Source organism: Olivibacter sp. SA151, from assembly GCF_054130995.1.
This window is the reverse complement of record NZ_CP096391.1, coordinates 66093-85209: the sequence shown is the minus strand read 5'-3', so window position 1 is coordinate 85209 and position 19117 is coordinate 66093. Positions and strand designations below refer to the sequence as shown.

The window sequence follows — 19117 nt, the reverse complement described above, 5'->3', positions numbered from 1 at the left end:
CCAAATTATAGGTAATTCTGACAATTTGAGGGTAATTTAAGACAAAGTGATTTCAACTAATAGAAAAACAAGCCTCGCCTGGCTAATCCAAACCACTCTTAAGAGAATCGCTTTTATTGAATTATGATACTCAACATATTGCAAACAGTTTACCAAGTTTAGTAATCCATAAAAGTTATGCTTTTTGCGGAATCAAATCCATAAAAGTTATGCTTTTTATGGAATCAAATCCATAAAAGTTATATATTTGTATAGTTAATGATACAAAGAGAATTAAAAGACCGACTACTACAGCGAATAGATCATAAGAAAGTTCTTATTCTATTCGGTCCGAGGCAGGTAGGAAAAACGACCTTAGTTAAACAGGTCGTATCTGAACTCCCGGAAAAAGCCATTTATTTTAATGGTGATGATATAATAACCCGAAACATTTGGCAAACAGATCAGATTGCTTTATTAAAGCAAAGTTTTGGTGACAAGAAAATCGTTGTACTTGATGAAGCCCAAATGATTCCGGATATTGGGATTATCTGTAAACAATTGGTTGACGAAAACTTAGGCCTTCAACTTATATTAACAGGTTCATCAGCTCTAAATATCGCGAACATTACGCAAGAGCCATTAACCGGTAGGAAATGGGAATATTTTCTTTATCCCATTAGCTTTTCCGAATTGGTGACACACGAAGGTCTTTTACAAAGTATTCAAAAACTGTCACTCTATCTAATTTATGGCTCCTATCCTGAGATCATAACTTCTCCACAAGAAGCAAAGCCTTTATTGACTAATTTAACAAACAGCTATCTCTATAAGGATATTCTGGCGCTTACGGGCGTTAAAAAGCCCATGCTATTAGAAAAAATATTAAAAGCGCTTGCTTGGCAAGTCGGTTCGGAGGTATCATTAAATGAGTTATCAAGAATAGTTGATGCAGACGTAAAAACGGTAGACCAATATATATATCTATTGGAACAAGTCTTTGTAGTTTATCGTTTGGGAACTTTTAGCAGAAATCTACGAAACGAAATCAACACCAAAAAGAAAATTTTTTTCTACGATAATGGTGTCAGAAATAGCTTGATAGGTAACTATAGTTCACTGGAAGCCCGACAGGATATTGGCTCATTATGGGAAAACTTCTTACTTTCCGAAAGAAAAAAACTGCTAGCCTATAATGGTTTTTACGGATCTACCTACTTCTGGCGGAACAAACAACAAGCTGAAGTAGATTATATAGAAGAAATTGACGGCAAATTATATGCTTTTGAGTTTAAATGGAATCCAAAAACCAAAGTGAATTTCCCAAAAGCCTTTGTAGATAACTACAAGCCTGAGATAACACAAGTAATTCATCGCGACAATTTTTGGGAATGGTTAAATAAATATCCATATTAGGTATTAGTGCCATGTCCACAAAAAACTCAACAAGATCCTCTCAACTATTTATTATTCACCAATATCGACTCCTATTTTTCCGACAAAACCACCATTTTTCATCATTCTTTGTGCTTCGGTTAATTGATTTAGCAAAAAGGTTTTTTCAATATGCAATTTTAGTTTCCCCTGCTCAATCATTTCCTTTAATACGTTGAGATCGTCGGCATTGGGCTTGACAAAAACAAACTTCATATAAGGTTCAAATACAACATCAACCGCCGTTTTGACCAAACCCTTTATATTATTGGTTTCGCCTCTTGTGGTCACGAATAGGCCCTGTTCGTTTAAATGATGTTTCAAGTCGCTATACGTGTACATGCCGGCCGCATCAAATATAAGATCAAACCGGGCACCTGAAGGAATCTGCTGATTTTGATAGTCGATCACCACATCGCAACCCACGCTATGAGCATATGCTCGATGTTTCTCGCTACATAAACCGCTAATGTGACAGTCTAAAGTTCGTGCCAATTGAACGGCCACCGAGCCAACGCCTCCTGTGCAACCGGTAATCAAAATATTCTCCTTTTCTTGTATTCTACCTACCTTAAATAATCCTTGATATGCAGTCAGTCCCACCAAGGGTATCACGGCTGCTTCCACGTAATCAAGATTCTTCGGTTTTAATGCTATTTGATCCGCATTAACTGTCAGCTCTTCCGCATAGGCGCCACCTTTTATTGCGGAAATCATTCCAAACACCTCATCCCCTTCCTTAAACAGTCGACTTTTTGATTGTAATACTTTACCACAAAAATCACTGCCGATTACTTGGTTACTAAAACCGGCACTAGCGAGCAAAGCCCTCCCATTGCGCGCCATTACGTCTATCGGATTAACTGATGAAGCATAATTCCGAACCAGCACTTGTCCGCTCTTAATAATCGGCCGAGGAAGTTCCTTTATCTTAAATCTCGGATCAGTACCCTTTTTTTCTATTACTGCAGCTTTCATTATTTTATCCCATCTTCACTAATAACATGCTGCAAATTAACGATTTGCTTGCCAGGCATTGTTGGTTGTATCTCATTTTGTATGCCTCTTTGTTACGCTATTGTAAAGAATGACTTCTTATGCTCTATGCTACCCCTAGATGTCCGAAATCGAACATCAATCTGTCCGATTTCGGACACCGCACGCTAAAAAATAACAACATAAAACACTTATATACAAACAATTATATCTTATGGAAGTATTTTGGATAGTCGGATTACAAGTTGATACCACGATGATAAACCATTGCAAATAGCTTAGGGAAGGAATGATTTGGTTATTCGTTCCTCGTTATTGGTTATTGGGCCACGAACGATTAACTAACAACAAATAACTATTATGTTAAAACCATCCACCTATGGTGGATAGCTGAAGCACCATAAAAGACAGACACGATGCTGAAACCATGAGCCCTCGGGCGAATAGCTGAAACACCTTAAAGAACTAACACCATGTTGAAAAACTATTTCAAAACGGCTTGGCGCAACTTGTGGAAAAACAAGTTTTATTCGCTGCTCAATATTTTGGGCCTAGCCATTGGTATGGCTGTCTGTATTGTGATTATTCTCTTCGTGAACTACGAACGGAACTTTGATGCAATCCATAAAAAGAATATCTATCGCCTGAATGAGGTTCAAAAATGGGAGGGAATGATCTCTCCTCAAAAGGTCGCGCTCTCTATGTATCCCATGGGACCTAGTCTCCAGCAAGAATTTGCCGAAATTGTTAACTTTACACGGATCAATCAATTCGGCAAAGTTTCTTTTCAACTAAACGGTAACCGGCATGCATTCCCTTCTACTTTTCTAGTCGACTCCACATTCTTACAACTATTTGATTTTAAATTACTCAAAGGCAACAGATCCACTGCCCTTCAAAAGCCGAATAGCCTTGTGCTTACCGAAAAAACTGCTATAAATATCTTCGGTAAAGAGGACGCGCTGGGAAAAACCGTCACCACCTATGGCCGGGATACAACCAGTTTTACCGTCACCGGAGTCTTAACAGACATTCCTGAAAATTCGCATATTCAGTTCGACGCGCTATTCTCGATGAACACCTATGTAGGCCCTCAACAGATGCAGAACTGGGGAAGCAATTGGTTAACGACTTATCTGGAAATTGCACCTAATGTTAGTATGAAAAATCTTGAAAAAAGATTTCCCGCTTTCCTTAAGAAACGAATGGGCGAAGAACAAGCAAAAGGTTATGAACTATTCCTGCAAAAGCTCCGTGATGTGCATGCAGAGTCTACAGATATAACGCATGACTATATCAATTATCAAAAGTTTAATAGTAAGTATACCATTATTTTCTTTGTCATAGCCATTGCTGTGCTTGTTATCGCGTCCATTAATTTTGTGAATCTAACGACTGCCCGCTCAGCTGGCCGTGCGAAAGAAATCGGTGTCAGAAAAAGTACGGGGGCCAAAAGAGGGCAACTCTATCTTCAATTTATCGGAGAATCTATTTTTCTCTGTTTTATAGCGCTAGCCCTAGCCTGCGGTATGGTAAAATTAATGCTCCTCTACGTAAACCATATTAGTCTCCGATCAATTGATTTTCCCATATTTAGCAGTCTAAACTTATTGTTTCTTTTATTAATCGGCGCTATCTTCCTTGGGTTTATGGCAGGATTGTATCCTGCGGCATACCTGTCTGCATTTAAGCCGACGGTCGTACTAAAGGGCACGGTCAACAACGGCAGAAACAAAACTTTTTTTCGCAATGTTTTAGTGGTCGGACAATTTACTTGTGCGATTGTATTAATGACGGCAACCTTGTTGGCGATTAAGCAACTTCGATTTATGCAGAAAAAAGATGTGGGTTTTACGCGTGAACAGATCGTTACGGTTACACTTGACAACTATGCCAATAGAAAGTATGAAACGCTGAAACAGGAGCTGCTCGCAAATAGCTTAATTAAAGGGGTTGCGGCCAATCAACAAAAATTAGGTAACAACCTTCACCAAACAGGGGTTAAGTTTTACGGAAATGGGGCGGTAAAAGAGCTTGCAACTTCTCAAATTGTAGTAGATCCCGATTTTTTGACCGTCTACCAGATCCCTCTTCTTGCAGGGCGCAACTTTTCAAAGGACAGACCAAACGAAAATGGGAAAACATATATCATTAATGAAACCTTAGCCAAAGAACTACTTAAAGAAAGTCCCAATGAGCCAATTTCATCCTTAATAGGTAAACGCTTCGGATTTAACGGTTTAGATTCAGCCAGCACGATCATTGGCATTGCGAAAGATTTCAACTTCAATTCGTTGCATCATAAAATAGAAACACTATGCCTATTCAACCAAAAAGATTTCGGTTATAATGAATTGTCTATCAAGATCGACACAGAGAGAGCCACCGATGCGCTGGCCTATATTCAATCCGTATGGAAACGCATAAGTCCCGATAGTGATTTTGAATACCAATTTTTAGATGATCATTTCGCAGAGCTTTACAAAACCGATCAAACAACTAGTGAAATCGTAGGCATTCTTGCATTGCTCGCTGTCTTGATTTCCTGCATGGGCCTTTTGGGTCTAGCCACTTTTGTCGCTGAACAACGAGTTAAAGAGATCGGAATCAGAAAGGTATTGGGCGCAAGTGTTCAGGGACTAGTTCAGTTATTGTCCAAGGACTTCCTAAAGCTTGTGCTCATTGCCATTTGCATAGCTGTACCCATTGCCTGGCTGGGTATGAATAAATGGTTGGAAGACTTTGCGTATCGAGTTAATATAGAGTGGTGGATTTTTGCATTGGTAGGCCTTTTAGCCATCTCAATTGCCATGCTTACCATTGGCTTTCGTGCTATCAAATCTGCACGCGCCAACCCGGTCAAAAGTTTAAGAACAGAATAAATTTCGTTACTAGTTCTTGGTTATTCGCAATGCCTTACCAAGAACAAACAACTAACTACAAATAACTACAATGTTGAAAACAATTTTCCGTCAGCTGTGGCACAATAAATTGTTCACCAGCTTAAATATTTTAGGTTTAAGTATCGGTATCAGTGCTTGTTTTATTATTTATCAATTGGTCAGTTTTGAATTCGGCTTCGAACAGGCAATTCCAAATCACAAGCAAATTTTCAATGTGGTAAGCCATATGGAATTTGACGGACAGGAAGGACACAATGTTGGCGTGCCCAAACCTCTTGGCCGGGCGATAGAAACGGAGATTCCCGGCATTAAGTTCGTCGTACCTGTTGCAGAACAGTTTATGGAACAAGTAACCGTACCGCAGGCAGAGGGTAAAGAGAATACGTTTAAATCGCCAGATCGTCAAGTAATGACAGTAGCTAAATACTTTAACATGCTTCCCTACGAGTGGCTAGCTGGAGCTAAAGATGAGGCACTCAATAATCCCAACACCGTTGTTTTAACAAAAAGCCGGGCTGAAAAGTATTTCCCTCGTATAGGTTTTAACGATATCATTGGCAAAACACTAATCTATAACGATACAATTCAAAAGCAGGTTAGCGGGATTGTTGATGATTTAACATTTGCTACTAGTTTTTACGGCAAGGAGTTTTTTCCCTTACCTAAGGATTATTTTTCACAGAGCGACTGGGGCTCCACCAATTCCAATGATAAATTATATATACAACTTGACGAAAAAAGTGTTGTTGCCAAAACGCAGCAGCAAATTAATGCGCTTTCTGTAAAGAACACAAAAGACTTATTTGAAAAATGGCGATTTAAACGGGATCAACGCCTGATTCCTGTCGCCACTATGCACTTTACCACCGAATACGGAGAAAATAATGTCCATAAAGCTAACAAACCTGTTCTATTAGGTCTCATTGGCGTAGCAATCTTTTTGTTAATTTTAGCTATTATCAATTTTATTAATCTGAGCACGGCACAATTACCTAAGCGGGGGAAAGAAATCGCTGTTCGCAAAACAATGGGTAGTTCAGGTAGACGGTTAATCTATCAATTTTTAGGCGAGACTTTTATTACTTGCCTGTTAGCAGCGATCCTTTCTTGTTTTCTCACTTACTTGTTTCTGCTATCCTTCAAAGAACTATTTCCTGAACAGATGCACGCTTACATTAACTACTTCCGGATTTTCGCTCTGTTCTGGTTATTCTTATTGCTCACCACCCTATGTGCGGGCCTGTATCCTGGCTGGCTGATTACACGTGTCAATCCCATTCAAATTCTTAGGAATCAAAGCCTTATTACTATTGGAAGTGTTCGACTATCACTCCGAAAAGCGCTTATCATTTTCCAGTTTGTAATTGCCATGTTATTTATTGTGTGCGCGGTTATAGTAGGTCAGCAGCTTCGATATACACTACATAAAGATTTAGGATTTAACAAAGATGCCATCTTATTGGTGAATGTTCCCTGGCGAAAAGTGAGTAACGACAAAGGCACCAAATATACCTTGTTAAATGAGTTGAAAAAGCTGAAAGGAATAGAAGCCGTTTCCTTAGCAGCCCCTCCTCTAAGCAATAATACAATAAGCAATAACTACGATTATATACCTGATAATGGTGGTGCAAAAAAGGAATTCCAACCTTATCTAAAGAATATCGATACCGCCTATCTTGCACTTTACAATATGCAGTTATTGGCCGGTCGCAATCTCTTGCCGCTTGATACCGTAAAAGAGTATCTAATTAATGAAACTATGTTAAGGGTATTGGGTATTAAATCGCCAAAAGACGCGATCGGGAAATTCATCGGTCCCCAAGATGACAGACAGGCTCCTATTGTAGGCGTCGTAAAGGATTTTCACAATAAGACATTTTACAGTTCTATTGATCCTATTATTTTGCTCATTGATAAGCAAATAAATGCAACATACAATATAAAATTAAGGGAACGTAATCCGGAAAGCTGGCAAGAAAGCATCGCTGAAATAGAAAAACGCTGGAAAAAGTTTTATCCGGAAGAGACTTTTGAATATACCTTCTACGATAAAAGCATTGAAGACTTATATACGCAAGAACGACAAATGTCGAAAATTATCAACCTAGCAACAGTCGTCGCTATTCTAATAAGTTGCTTAGGTCTGTTGGGTTTGATCACTTTAACGGCCTATCAGCGCACGAAGGAAATCGGTATCCGCAAGGTACTGGGTGCTTCTATTGCAGGGATTGTCGCTTTACTTTCGAAAGACTTCTTAAAACTAGTGGTATTATCGATCTTAATTGCTTCACCCATCGCTTGGTGGGCCATGAATAAATGGCTACAGAGCTTTGCCTATCGGATAGAAATTCAATGGTGGATATTTGCATTAGCTGGTTTGGTAGCCATTTGTGTGGCATTTTTTACGATGAGCGTACAGGCCATTAAAGCAGCAAGCGCTAATCCGGTTGATAGTTTGAGGAATGAATAAATTTAGTTATTAGTTCTTGGTTGTTGGTTATTCGCGATGCCTTACCAAGAACAAACAACTAACAACAAATAACTATGATGCTGAAGAACTACATCAAAATTGCTTGGCGTAATCTAGCTTCAAACAAATTCTATAGTCTCATTAACATTGGAGGTCTCGCTATAGGTTTGGCCACGGCGATCCTTCTTTTGATCTGGGTGCAGGACGAGAAGAGTTATGATAGATTCCATCAAGATTATCAATCGATCTATCGGTTAAATTCGACTTTCGACGTCAATGGAAAAAAGTCCTCCTGGGAGGGAGTGCCCGCACCGCTGGCCGTATTCGCGCGGAACATTCCTGAAGTAAAACACCTTGTTCGCATAGCGACCGATGTTGACCAAATCCTGTCAACAAGTGATCGCAGCAAAATCATGGATGGCCACACCACCGCCTTTGTAGACAGCACTTTTTTCTCGGTTTTTAGCTTTCACTTGTTAGCGGGCGATACCATGAAACCATTTCCCGATATTCAATCTGCGATCATAACGGAATCAACGGCTAAAAAGTTCTTCGGGTCGACCGACGTGCTTGGAAAACCACTGCGCTTTAGAGGTGAGTTCTTTACCGTTAGTGGTATTTTAGCCGATTTCCCGGTCAATTCCTCCATACGTTTTGATGCTTTATTCCCAATGGAATTCAAAGCAACAAAGTTTACTCAAGATGGAGGTAATGGTGACTGGAAAACTATTGACACCAATCTGGGCAATTTTAACTATATCACATTCGTAAAGCTTCGTAATGGCGCTCACGCAGAAAAAGTAGCAGCAATGTTTAGTTCAAGCTATTCGAAAGCCCGAAACGGCGAAGTGGAAGTCGATTTTAAGCTACAATCATTGGCAAAAATACACTTAGTCTCTATTGCCGGAAACGATTCGGCCGCAAAAATGGTTGACATATTTAGGCTTGTGGCGATCCTCGTCTTACTGATTGCAGCGGTAAACTACATTAATCTTGCTACCGCTCGCGTCTTAAATCGCCTTAAAGAAATTAGCGTTCGCAAAGTAATCGGAGCAGAAAAGAGACAGCTTTTCTGGCAATTTATCTTCGAAACTCTTCCCTTATTTTTAATTGCAATACTCACGGCAACGCTGCTATTATTCTTGTTTAAATCTTTTTATTACAATATAAGCGGCAAACCCTTATCCTTCACCTTAAACAATTATCAACTTTGGCTAACCTTAATCTTGGCCTCAAGCGGCACCTTTATCGCTTCTACTATTTATCCCGCATTACTCTTATCGTCACTCAACCCCATCAAATCACTTAAAGGTGCTTTGTCTAAAAAGTTTGACAAGGCATTTCTTCGGAAATCCTTGGTAACCTTCCAATTTACGACATCGATTATCCTCATTGTTGCTACCTTGCTTATTGGTAAACAAATCCAATATATCCAACGCCAGGATTTAGGGTACGATAAGAGTTATATGTTTACCGTTCCATTAACTTGGGGGATTGTTGAGCACATTGATGCCATAAAAAATGACCTAAAGCAGGAAGCAAGTATTCTCAACGTCGCGCTATCCGGTATCTACGATCTTTCGGAGATGAATGATGCAACCAGTGATATTGAATGGCAGGGTAAGGCTGTGGATAATAAGATGATGATTGGGCAGTCCGTGATAGACAACCAGTTTATTCCAACAATGGGCATAAAACTGTTGGAAGGTCGGAATTTTACGGGCACACCTACAGACAGTAACCTGTATATTCTCAACGAATCCGCTGTGAAAGAAATGGGGCTTAAACCACCTTACACAGGACAAAGTATTGTCTACCATGGAAAAAAAGGTTATATTCAAGGTATAGTGAAAGATTTTCATTTTAAATCGCTTAAAGAAAAAATATCTCCATTGATACTTACTAGGCAATTTGCCGGTAATATTTTATATGTCCGTACGAATGCACGCAACGCCGGTCAAGCAATAGCTAAGGTAAAAGCTCTTTATCAGAAATACGGAGAAGGCTCCCCTTTTTCTTATCGATTTTTAGACAAACAGTTTGAGGCGAAGTATAATACTGACATACGTGCAAACATGCTGTTTAGAGCCTTTGCCTCCATTGCCATTTTCATCTCCTGTCTAGGTTTATTGGGCCTTTCAACACACACCGCTCAGGCACGGATTAAAGAAATCGGTGTTCGAAAAGTATTGGGAGCTAGCGTCCCTTCTATACTCAGACTATTAAGTAAAGAGCCTATCCTATTGGTTATTTTGGGTAGCGTAATAGCTTCTCCAATCGCTTGGTGGGTCATGAGCAAGTGGTTAGCTAATTTTGCCTATCGGATAGAAATCCAATGGTGGTACTTTCCTTTAGCAGGCATCGGTGTAATATTTATTGCCTTACTGACTGTCAGCTTTCAGGCCATTAAAGCAGCAAGGGCTAATCCAGTTGATAGTTTGAGGAATGAATAAATTTAGTTATTAGTTACTCGTTATCTGTTATTGGGCCGAATAACGAATAACTAACAACAAATAACCATTACGACAAAAAAACACTGTCCGTTTCCGAACACCGGTTGTGCACTATCGAACAGCTATCAAAATCAGAATCAAACCAACAGACTAAAAATCAGAAACTTATAGTTTTTGGTTTTATTTATGCCTATTTTGGTACGATTGGTTATAAATGATGGCTCTGGGTAGGTAGTAACCTACTCTTAGCCTTTTTAGAAAAAAGACATAAGACATGGGTATCAAGACATAAGATTCATATTTATAAGCAGGCTCTTAAAATATCTTGATACCTGCCGGCAGGCAGGCAGGCTTGATCCCATACTTGATACCTGATACTTGATAAATAAAACATGAACACCAATAACCTAAAAATAGCGTGGAGAGCAGCTTGGAAATCCAAGCTGTTTACCTTGCTTAACATTTTAGGATTGGCAATTGGCTTCGCCGGATTCATTTTAGCCTATGCATACATCCATCGAGAAAACAGCTACGATAAGTGGAACCCCAACTATGATAATATCTATCTTATCGGTTTAATCAACAAAGATAACCTATCTGATCTTACACCTGCAGCACTTGCGCCTGCACTGAAAGCTGCAGTTCCTGAAATAGAAAGCGCCGGACGCGTCGCTAGAGCTCCTTTTGAAATTCCCTTTATTTCGGAGAATGATATGTTTTATATCAAGAACTGGTTGGGCGCCGATCGAACAATAGCAGATATTTTCGCTATTCAGCTTGAAGGTTTATCTATCACTAATTCTCCGGAAAAATCAATCGGATTATTGTCGGCCGAGGTAGGTAAAAAGCTTTTCCCTAATGAAAAGCAAGCAGCTTTCAAGGCGCCCAAGATCGTATCCTTAATGAACGAGCAGAGCGGTTTTACAGAGAACATACATGGCATTAGCAAACCTCGCCTTTTGTCAAATTTTGAATACGATTACATTGCTTTTAAAGAGGACATTGCACAAGGGAAAGGAGATGGTGATAATAATGTTTATCAAACCTATATACTTGTAAGGCCAGGAACCAGGATAGAGGAGCTCACCGCTAAAATCAATACCATCTACCATAATACAATAGCTAAACAAAGAGAAATTAAAGGATCAATACGCGCTGAAGCCAACATTTACCTTGATCCCCTAAAAAATTTGCATCTGCGTCCAAGGATCGGGTCCAATACAGGATACAAGATCGTTTGGGCACTGGGTGTTCTTTCTTCAGTGATCTTACTATTGGCCTGCATGAACTTTGCCAATTTAATGCTGGTACAAGCACAGAGAAGATTTAAAGAAATCGGTATGAAGAAAGTCTTTGGTGTAACCCGAAAACGTTTGGCTCTTCAGTTTCTGTTGGAAGTATTTGCACAATGTCTCATAGCTGCTGTTATTGCTTGCCTTTTGATCAGTATCAGCTGGAACACCATGATTACTTTTTTTAGGTATGATTTTTCTTCTTTCGATTTCAATATGAGCGTAATTGGTCAACTGGGCACGGCCGTTCTTCTAGCTACGCTACTATCAGGTATATATCCTGCCTACATCTTATCCGGTTATCATCCTATTAACATCATTAAGGGTCAATTCCATAATGGACAACGGGCTTTTAGCTTAAGAAGTGCCTTGCTCATGTTTCAATTTATTATCGCTTTTATTTTTATCAGTGCGATGCTCGTCATTAATAAGCAAATGAACTATATGGAAAAAAGTGATAAGGGGTTTAGTGTCGATCAAGTCGTACATATTAAAAATCTTACCCTTTTCAACAAACCTGCTCAATTCGCCTCTATTAGAAACCAAATGAAAGCCATTCCTGGTATCGAGGAAGTCACTGTAGTAACAAACTACCCCGGTGGGCCGGCACCAAGCAATGAAGCATTTACTTACAGCGATAAAACATATTCATTAGATCATGTAGGTGTTGATTTTGATTATTTCGAAACTTTGGGTATGAATCTGCTATCAGGCAGAACTTTCTCCTCATCCCTTCTGTCGGATACGACGCAATCCATCGTAGTAAATGAGTCGGCAGCACGACGCTTGGGAATAAAGCAACCGAACGGCGAAAAAATCAGTGTCTGTGATCAGACTTACACGATCATAGGCATCGTAAAGGATAGCAAAATGCAAGGTTTCGAACAGCTTATCAAGCCAACAGCTTACACGCTACAAACGAAGTGCGGTTATCCGAATCATCCCTTTAAGTCTGATATTTTAGTGAAAGTAAACAGACATAGCATCCGCTCAACGATGGAAACGTTGGAAAAACAATGGCCATCCATCAATAAACTGGACGGAAAGTACCTTATTTACCACTTTCTGGATCAGCAGTATGCTGCACTCTACGCTAAACAAGAACAACTCCGCCAAGCTTTTACGGCGTTTTCAACTTTGGTCATGATTGTGGCGCTATTAGGCCTATTTAGCATGTCGGCCTTTACAATCAGTCTGCGCGAAAAAGAAGTAAGTATACGGAGAGTTTTAGGCGCCAATACGCGACAGCTCTTCCTTTTACTCAATAAACCGTTCCTTCAGTTAATAGGTATGGCAATTTTGGTAGCTACACCTCTTGCTTGGTGGTGCACAAGTAAATGGTTAGATGGTTTTGCCTATCGCATTCATTTATCTTGGCATATTTTCGCTGTAGGCGCCGTATTGACTCTGCTTTTAGCGTCCATTACGATTAGTTATCAGGCGATCAAGGTTTCTATTGTTAACCCAGCTGATACCTTAAAAGACGAATGAAATTGTCGAGCTTAAAGGAGAATCTTATAAAGATTAAGAATCAGCGGTGTTTTTTGATTTTTAATGTTTTGTTTATTTTAATGTACCAATGAACTTGGCTTTTTACTTTTAATTTTTATTTTTTAATCTAAAAAAAACGATGATTCAACTGAGCAATATTTTCAAGTGGTATAATGTGGGCGGCAACCGTTCATTTGTGTTAAAAGATATCAATCTTACTATCAGTGAAGGTGAGTTTGTATCGATTATGGGGCCTTCCGGTTCAGGAAAGTCTACCTTATTACACGTTTTGGGGCTCCTGGATGAACCGGATGAAGGCAGCTATCAATTCCTTGGACAAGAAGTGCTACGATTAAAGGAGAAACAACGCTCCGCACTTTACAAAGAGCATATTGGCTTTGTATTTCAAGCCTACCATTTGATTGACGAGCTAACTGTTTATGAGAATATCGAAACACCGCTCATTTATAAAAACCTAAAGGGTAGCGAGCGCAAAGCAATCGTGGCAGACCTAATAGACCGATTTGGAATCGTCGGCAAGAAAGATCTCTTCCCTTCTCAATTATCAGGCGGACAACAGCAACTCGTTGGCATTGCCCGTGCACTCGCTACTACCCCTAAATTATTATTGGCCGATGAACCAACCGGCAATCTAAATTCCAAGCAAGGAGAAGAAATTATGGATTTATTTAAGCAGCTGAACGAAGAAGATGGTGTAACGATCATACAGGTTACACATTCAGAGAAAAACGCCGAGTACGGCAATCGAATTATCGAGCTTTTGGATGGCCAGATTGTGAAATAACGCTAATACCGCTCCAGTAAATCCGCATAGGCTTTCAACGCATGGTGCACAAAAACATTTTTCCCCGTGTCCGGATATACCTTATAATACGTTGAGTCGGGCTGGAGAACAATAGGGACTCCAGCTCGCATATAATTCATCGTTTCCGCATAGGCGGGCTCTTTCAATTGTGGTAATGTTTTCTGAGTTTGTTTAAAAAGTGTTTTGCCTAAGTACTTCTCAAAATTCCGTCTAGATTTCTTACTTGATTTATCGAGCTTGTTAAAGGCGTGCTTAAGATACCATCGAACGTAGAAAGGCTTCTGTTTTTTTAATCCCTGATCAATGTTTTGAAAGGGATTTAGCCGATTAAAATCTGCCAAGGTTTGTAGTGAGAAAGGCGTTTCAGGAACCCAATCCAATGCATTTACGATGGTGAATCCCCAACCACCCCTTGTAATGAAATCATAATCATATGCATAGTATAGATTCCCCGGTTTAGGAGCCGCACTGCAATAGGTTTTGATAAGTAAATCCGCAGGTAATTGCTTCTCTTCCCGTTGGTATCGAAGGTAAGACGTGAGCAAAAAGGCCAACGCCCCACCTTGACTATGTCCCATAATCAATAGCTGTTTCGTTCCTTTTTGATATTGTTCCTTAATCTGATGTACGATATCAGGTGCCATGGAAGCGATTCCGATGGTCCAACCGGCATGAACTGCCGCCTTCGGATCCTTCGAAAAAACGTAATCAAATTGGGTGCTATCATTCAATTGCAATACGCCTTTCGCGGGTACCATTGCTGAATAAAAATTTTCTAACCAGCTTACGGGGTCATTAATCGTTCCTCGGATAGAAACTGCCATTATTTGTTTATCACGACTGAGCCAAAGGTCCCATCGATTCTTTAAGCCCGCCTCTTTTGATCGATAAATGCGCTCATAATTCATAGGAGGCTCCAAATAATTGGGCCCCGGTTTAAGTGTATCGCCTTGTGAAGAAGAAATCTTTAGTAAAGTAAGATACTCTTGTTTATCAAACCCAGGCTTTAAGCTTTGCGCACGGAGGAGTCCAATATGTACGTTCAGTAGAAGCCAAATGGCAATAAAATATCGCTTCATATCTTGTTTTCTCTTTATGGAAACGCTACTAAATCTATAAAGTTTTATTCGCTTTTGTTTATCTTGCGGAAAAAATTACGTATTCCTAAAACATCCGAGGTCCAACCATCACTATGAGGAAATTATTGAAAAGTCTGTATTTTCAGGTTATTATAGCGATCATTATTGGTGTATTGATTGGTCATTATTATCCCAAAGTAGGCGAATCACTTAAACCGCTCGGAGATGGCTTCATCAAGCTCGTAAAGATGATTATTGCGCCGCTCATTTTCTGTACGGTGGTATTGGGCATTGCCGGCATGCAGAACGTGAAGAAGGTAGGGAAAGTGGGACTAACGGCGATTATTTATTTCGAGGTAATGACCAGCATTGCGTTGCTTTTGGGGATGGCGATCGTAAACATTTTACAACCCGGTACCGGGATGAACATTGATCCCGCGTCCTTGGATACTTCCTCGGTAGAAAGCTATATCACGGAAAGCAAACACCAGGATAGTCTTAAGGATTTTTTGTTGCATATCATACCGGATAATGTCATTGGTGCTCTTGCCCAAGGAGATTTGCTGCAAGTGCTCTTTTTCGCAATCTTGCTTGGTTTTGGCTTATCGAAAATCGGAAAAGCAGCAGAACCGGTGATGACCGTTTTGCAATCCTTTCTGAACGGAATATTTGCCGTGATTAAGATCATTATGCGTGCGGCACCTATAGGCGCTTTGGGAGCAATGGGTTTTACTATTGGTAAATACGGCTTGAACTCCTTAACGCAGCTAGGCATGCTTATGCTCTGCTTTTATCTTACTTGTCTTATTTTTATCTTTCTGATTATCGGAGCAGTCCTTTACTTTAACGGCTTTAGCGTTTGGAAAGTCTTAAAATACATTAAAGAAGAGTTATTGATTGTTTTGGGGACCTCCTCTTCTGAGTCTGCGCTACCCGGCATTATGCAGAAATTAGAGCGGGCAGGCTGTTCAAAACCCGTTGTGGGCTTGGTTATTCCAACAGGCTATTCCTTTAATTTAGACGGTACCTCAATATACTTAACCATGGCAGCAATTTTCATTGCGCAGGCACTTAATATGCACATGAACTTCAATCAACAATTAACCCTTTTATTGGTTCTTTTACTCACTTCAAAAGGGGCCGCCGGTGTAACGGGCAGCGGATTTATCATCCTAGCCGCAACGCTTCCAATGGTTGGTCATGTTCCCGTCGAGTCCGTTGCGCTGGTTTTTGGGATCGATCGTTTTATGAGCGAAGCCAGAGCGCTAACCAATATTATTGGCAACACGGCGGCAACGCTCGTTATTGCAAAATGGGAAAAAGAAATTGATCTTGAGCAAGCAGTAGAGATACAACGATAGGGTGTCCAGCCATCAGCACTGTCCGAAAACGGACACCCAATGCCCGTTTCCGAACGTAAAGCATCATCCCGCTTTTAATAACAGCTTGTAAATAAAACAGATAAGTTTTTGGCTTATCCTGTGTATTCTTTTGGCATAAGAAATTTTGCATGAACACACTTAAAAGAGCGATATTATTTTTTCTATATATACTCCCGTTAATTACGCATGGTCAAGACTCGGTTAAAACACACTACAATCTAGAAGAATGTATCGCACTGGCGCTCAAAAACAATGCGGAGGCACAGAAAAGTGCTAACAGCAGCCAAGCTGCTTCATTAGATTTGAAACAAGCTAAAGCGGCCTTATTGCCTACGCTCAGTGGAAGCTTAGATCACAATATTAACACAGGTTTTTCAACAGACCCCATAACAAACGCGATTGTTTCTGAAAATATAACATCGGGAAATCAGCGGCTGAATACAAACATGGTTTTATTCAACGGCCTCAATTTGCTTAGAACCATTCGACAACAGGCCTTCGCTTATAAAGCTACCCAAATGGATGAGCAGCGGATAAAAGATAACCTAACGATGGACGTGATCCTCGCGTACTTGCAGGTCATTACAGCAAAAGATGCGCTGGAGCAGTATAAACAACAACGAGATGTCACCAAAAAACAACTGGAACGTTTAGCCATTCTAAATAGGGACGGAGCAGTTGCTCCGGGAGAATATTATGATGTAAAGGGGCAGTTTTCCGGTGATCAAATTACAGTATTAACCGGTGAAAATACGCTTAGAACAAATGTAATCGTGCTGACACGCTTATTAAATATCCCTTATAGCCAAGCGCTTTCATTTGAACCGATTAATCAACTACCTGATGTTTCCAGTGCGTCATTAAGTCAAGAGGCCCTTTATGAAAGAGCCGCTGCTTCACTTGGAACTTTAAAGGCGGCCCAATTCTGGAAAGAGAGCGCTGAATATCAACTGAAAGCGACTCGTTCTTTATATTTTCCAACATTATCCCTCGGGGCCAACCTAACTAGTCGATACTCAAACGCTGACGAAAATAGAGGGACCTACATGGATCAAATTCAGGACAATTTAGGAAAGGGCGCGGGATTGACCTTGAGCATCCCTATTCTAGATGGCTTTAGAAGAAGAATTAATGTCTCCAGGGCCAAACTTGAATTAAGAAACGCGGAGATTGATCTTGAGAACACAGAGAATAATTTACAACAGCAAACAGCACAGGTGTTGATCAATTTACAGACAGCCAAAGAAAAATACCTGGAAATCCGTGAGCAAGTAGAAGCTTACAAAGAGTCCTTCCGCGTGGCGGAAGTTCGTTTCGAAGCGGGGGACATTAATTCAGTTGAATTCCTTCTTCAAAAAACAAAATATGATCAAGCGAATATCAGTTTAGTGGTAGCTCAATATGAATGGCAACTGAGACAGCGTATTGCGAACTACTATAACGGTCAGCGCTAAGCAAGGATCAAGCAAAATCAGCTCATGCTATCAGGCTAAGCAAAAAAATTTATAAATTGCGGATGTTATGGGCAATATTGATTTTAGCTTTTTCAACATCCGCCTACTGGATGTAATTGATATCTTTTTGGTAGCTATCATCATCTATTACATTTATAACCTCATCAGGGGAACCATTGCGGTAAATATCCTGATCGGACTATTCATTATCTATTTAGCCTATTTAGTGGTAAAGCAATCGCAAATGCGCTTGCTTACCGAAATATTTGGTGGCTTTATCAGTGTCGGTTCCATTGCATTAATTGTTGTGTTCCAGCAGGAAATAAGGCGATTTTTAATTCATATCGGAAAGAACATCAGCTTTAGACGAAATAAAAAACTTTGGTCACTTTTCCTGGGAAAGAAAGAGATCGAAAAAGACAATACCGCTCGATTAAAACCTATTATTGATGCTTGTAGGAGTATGTCTAAATCACGGACCGGTGCGCTGATCGTTTTCTCTAAATTTTTTGATGAGGAATACTATCAGAATAGCGGCGAATTTATAGATGCCGAAATTTCAAAACGCTTATTAGAAAGCATTTTTCAAAAAAACAGTCCACTACACGACGGAGCCCTCGTAATTGTGGATTTTAGAATCAAAACAGCCAGTTGTATCCTACCTTTATCCGATAGCGAAGACCTTCCGCTCCAATTTGGCCTGCGGCACCGCGCCGGTATTGGCGTTACCGAAATGAGTGATGCGGTTGCGGTTATTGTGTCTGAAGAAACGGGCGAGATTTCATATGCCAAACAAGGAAATGTTAATATGAATATTACGCATGACGAACTTGAACGTCTTTTAAATGAGGATGTGTAGCTTCGTCGCAGACCCGCCCTGTTAACAAAAAAAAGCCCTCAAATTCTTTTGAGAGCCTACAAATAAGATAATTATTGGTTCTTAGCAGTACTCGTTGAAAGCAGCTACCAAGTTGTCTGCGATCATCTGCGCAGGTCTGCCTTCAATGTGATGCCTTTCAATCATATGCACTAATTTACCATCTTTGAATAAAGCCATTGATGGCGAGGACGGTGGATAAGGTAACATATAGTTCCTTGCCTTATCTACTGCATCTTTCTCCATGCCCGCAAAAACGGTTACTATCTTCGCAGGTTTCTTCTCGTTTTGAATAGCAGCCTTAGCTGCCGGACGAGCATTTGCTGCCGCACAGCCACATACTGAATTTACGACAACAAAAACAGTTCCCTCACTATTAATCGCCGCATCAACTTCTTCAGGCGTTTTAAGTTCCTCAAAGCCTACAGCAGTCAACTCTTTGCGCATAGGCTCAACCAAATATTCTGGATACATCTTTTCC

Annotated in this window: 12 protein-coding genes; 9 read left to right on the top strand and 3 right to left on the bottom strand. The window is 40.1% G+C overall.

Annotated features, from left to right (window positions below):
- Window positions 1-258: 258 nt before the first annotated feature.
- Window positions 259-1395 carry an ATP-binding protein gene (locus M1D52_RS00340; protein ID WP_377610146.1) on the top strand — a complete coding sequence of 379 codons (1137 nt, stop codon included), beginning with the start codon at window positions 259-261 and terminating at the stop codon, window positions 1393-1395.
- A 51-nt stretch (window positions 1396-1446) separates the two neighbouring features.
- Here M1D52_RS00340 and M1D52_RS00335 read toward each other — a convergent pair whose 3' ends face one another.
- Window positions 1447-2391: an NAD(P)-dependent alcohol dehydrogenase gene (locus tag M1D52_RS00335; RefSeq protein WP_130854685.1), complete on the bottom strand. Its 945-nt coding sequence runs from the start codon at window positions 2389-2391 to the stop codon at window positions 1447-1449.
- A gap of 491 nt (window positions 2392-2882) precedes the next feature.
- On the opposite strand from M1D52_RS00335, the gene M1D52_RS00330 reads away from it, so the two are divergent.
- The 5 genes from M1D52_RS00330 (at window position 2883) to M1D52_RS00310 (ending at window position 13823) form a co-directional block, all read left to right on the top strand.
- On the top strand, window positions 2883-5291 hold the full coding sequence (locus tag M1D52_RS00330) for an ABC transporter permease (RefSeq protein ID WP_437393985.1): 2409 nt from the start codon (window positions 2883-2885) through the stop codon (window positions 5289-5291).
- Between the two features lie 70 nt (window positions 5292-5361).
- On the top strand, window positions 5362-7782 hold the full coding sequence (locus M1D52_RS00325; RefSeq protein WP_437393984.1) for an ABC transporter permease: 2421 nt from the start codon (window positions 5362-5364) through the stop codon (window positions 7780-7782).
- Window positions 7783-7856: 74 nt separating this feature from the next.
- Window positions 7857-10235: an ABC transporter permease gene (locus M1D52_RS00320; protein ID WP_437393983.1), complete on the top strand. Its 2379-nt coding sequence runs from the start codon at window positions 7857-7859 to the stop codon at window positions 10233-10235.
- Window positions 10236-10627: 392 nt separating this feature from the next.
- Window positions 10628-13018, top strand: a complete 2391-nt coding sequence (locus M1D52_RS00315; RefSeq protein ID WP_013664522.1) for an ABC transporter permease — start codon at window positions 10628-10630, stop codon at window positions 13016-13018.
- A gap of 139 nt (window positions 13019-13157) precedes the next feature.
- The gene (locus M1D52_RS00310; protein ID WP_013664523.1) at window positions 13158-13823 is read left to right on the top strand and encodes an ABC transporter ATP-binding protein; all 666 of its coding nucleotides are present in this window, start codon (window positions 13158-13160) and stop codon (window positions 13821-13823) included.
- Window positions 13824-13825: 2 nt separating this feature from the next.
- On the opposite strand, the gene M1D52_RS00305 is transcribed toward M1D52_RS00310, so the two are convergent.
- Window positions 13826-14923, bottom strand: a complete 1098-nt coding sequence (locus tag M1D52_RS00305) for a lipase family protein (RefSeq protein ID WP_130854681.1) — start codon at window positions 14921-14923, stop codon at window positions 13826-13828.
- Window positions 14924-15036: 113 nt separating this feature from the next.
- Between M1D52_RS00305 and M1D52_RS00300 the strand changes: the two genes are divergently transcribed.
- From M1D52_RS00300 to cdaA, 3 genes are all read left to right on the top strand, one after another.
- The gene (locus tag M1D52_RS00300) at window positions 15037-16284 is read left to right on the top strand and encodes a dicarboxylate/amino acid:cation symporter (protein WP_013664524.1); all 1248 of its coding nucleotides are present in this window, start codon (window positions 15037-15039) and stop codon (window positions 16282-16284) included.
- Window positions 16285-16433: 149 nt separating this feature from the next.
- On the top strand, window positions 16434-17759 hold the full coding sequence (locus tag M1D52_RS00295; protein WP_013664525.1) for a TolC family protein: 1326 nt from the start codon (window positions 16434-16436) through the stop codon (window positions 17757-17759).
- A 67-nt stretch (window positions 17760-17826) separates the two neighbouring features.
- Window positions 17827-18618 carry a diadenylate cyclase CdaA gene (gene cdaA, locus M1D52_RS00290; protein WP_165446905.1) on the top strand — a complete coding sequence of 264 codons (792 nt, stop codon included), beginning with the start codon at window positions 17827-17829 and terminating at the stop codon, window positions 18616-18618.
- Between the two features lie 81 nt (window positions 18619-18699).
- Here the strand turns inward: cdaA and M1D52_RS00285 are convergent, their stop codons facing one another.
- Window positions 18700-19110, bottom strand: coding sequence for a BrxA/BrxB family bacilliredoxin (locus M1D52_RS00285; protein ID WP_013664527.1), 411 nt, complete (start codon window positions 19108-19110; stop codon window positions 18700-18702).
- Window positions 19111-19117: the final 7 nt, after the last annotated feature.

Coding starts and splice junctions, on each gene's coding strand:
- M1D52_RS00340 (WP_377610146.1), top strand. CDS start 259: ATGATACAAAGAGAATTAAAAGACCGACTACTACAGCGAATAGATCAT.
- M1D52_RS00335 (WP_130854685.1), bottom strand. CDS start 2,391: ATGAAAGCTGCAGTAATAGAAAAAAAGGGTACTGATCCGAGATTTAAG.
- M1D52_RS00330 (WP_437393985.1), top strand. CDS start 2,883: ATGTTGAAAAACTATTTCAAAACGGCTTGGCGCAACTTGTGGAAAAAC.
- M1D52_RS00325 (WP_437393984.1), top strand. CDS start 5,362: ATGTTGAAAACAATTTTCCGTCAGCTGTGGCACAATAAATTGTTCACC.
- M1D52_RS00320 (WP_437393983.1), top strand. CDS start 7,857: ATGATGCTGAAGAACTACATCAAAATTGCTTGGCGTAATCTAGCTTCA.
- M1D52_RS00315 (WP_013664522.1), top strand. CDS start 10,628: ATGAACACCAATAACCTAAAAATAGCGTGGAGAGCAGCTTGGAAATCC.
- M1D52_RS00310 (WP_013664523.1), top strand. CDS start 13,158: ATGATTCAACTGAGCAATATTTTCAAGTGGTATAATGTGGGCGGCAAC.
- M1D52_RS00305 (WP_130854681.1), bottom strand. CDS start 14,923: ATGAAGCGATATTTTATTGCCATTTGGCTTCTACTGAACGTACATATT.
- M1D52_RS00300 (WP_013664524.1), top strand. CDS start 15,037: ATGAGGAAATTATTGAAAAGTCTGTATTTTCAGGTTATTATAGCGATC.
- M1D52_RS00295 (WP_013664525.1), top strand. CDS start 16,434: ATGAACACACTTAAAAGAGCGATATTATTTTTTCTATATATACTCCCG.
- cdaA (WP_165446905.1), top strand. CDS start 17,827: ATGGGCAATATTGATTTTAGCTTTTTCAACATCCGCCTACTGGATGTA.
- M1D52_RS00285 (WP_013664527.1), bottom strand. CDS start 19,110: ATGTATCCAGAATATTTGGTTGAGCCTATGCGCAAAGAGTTGACTGCT.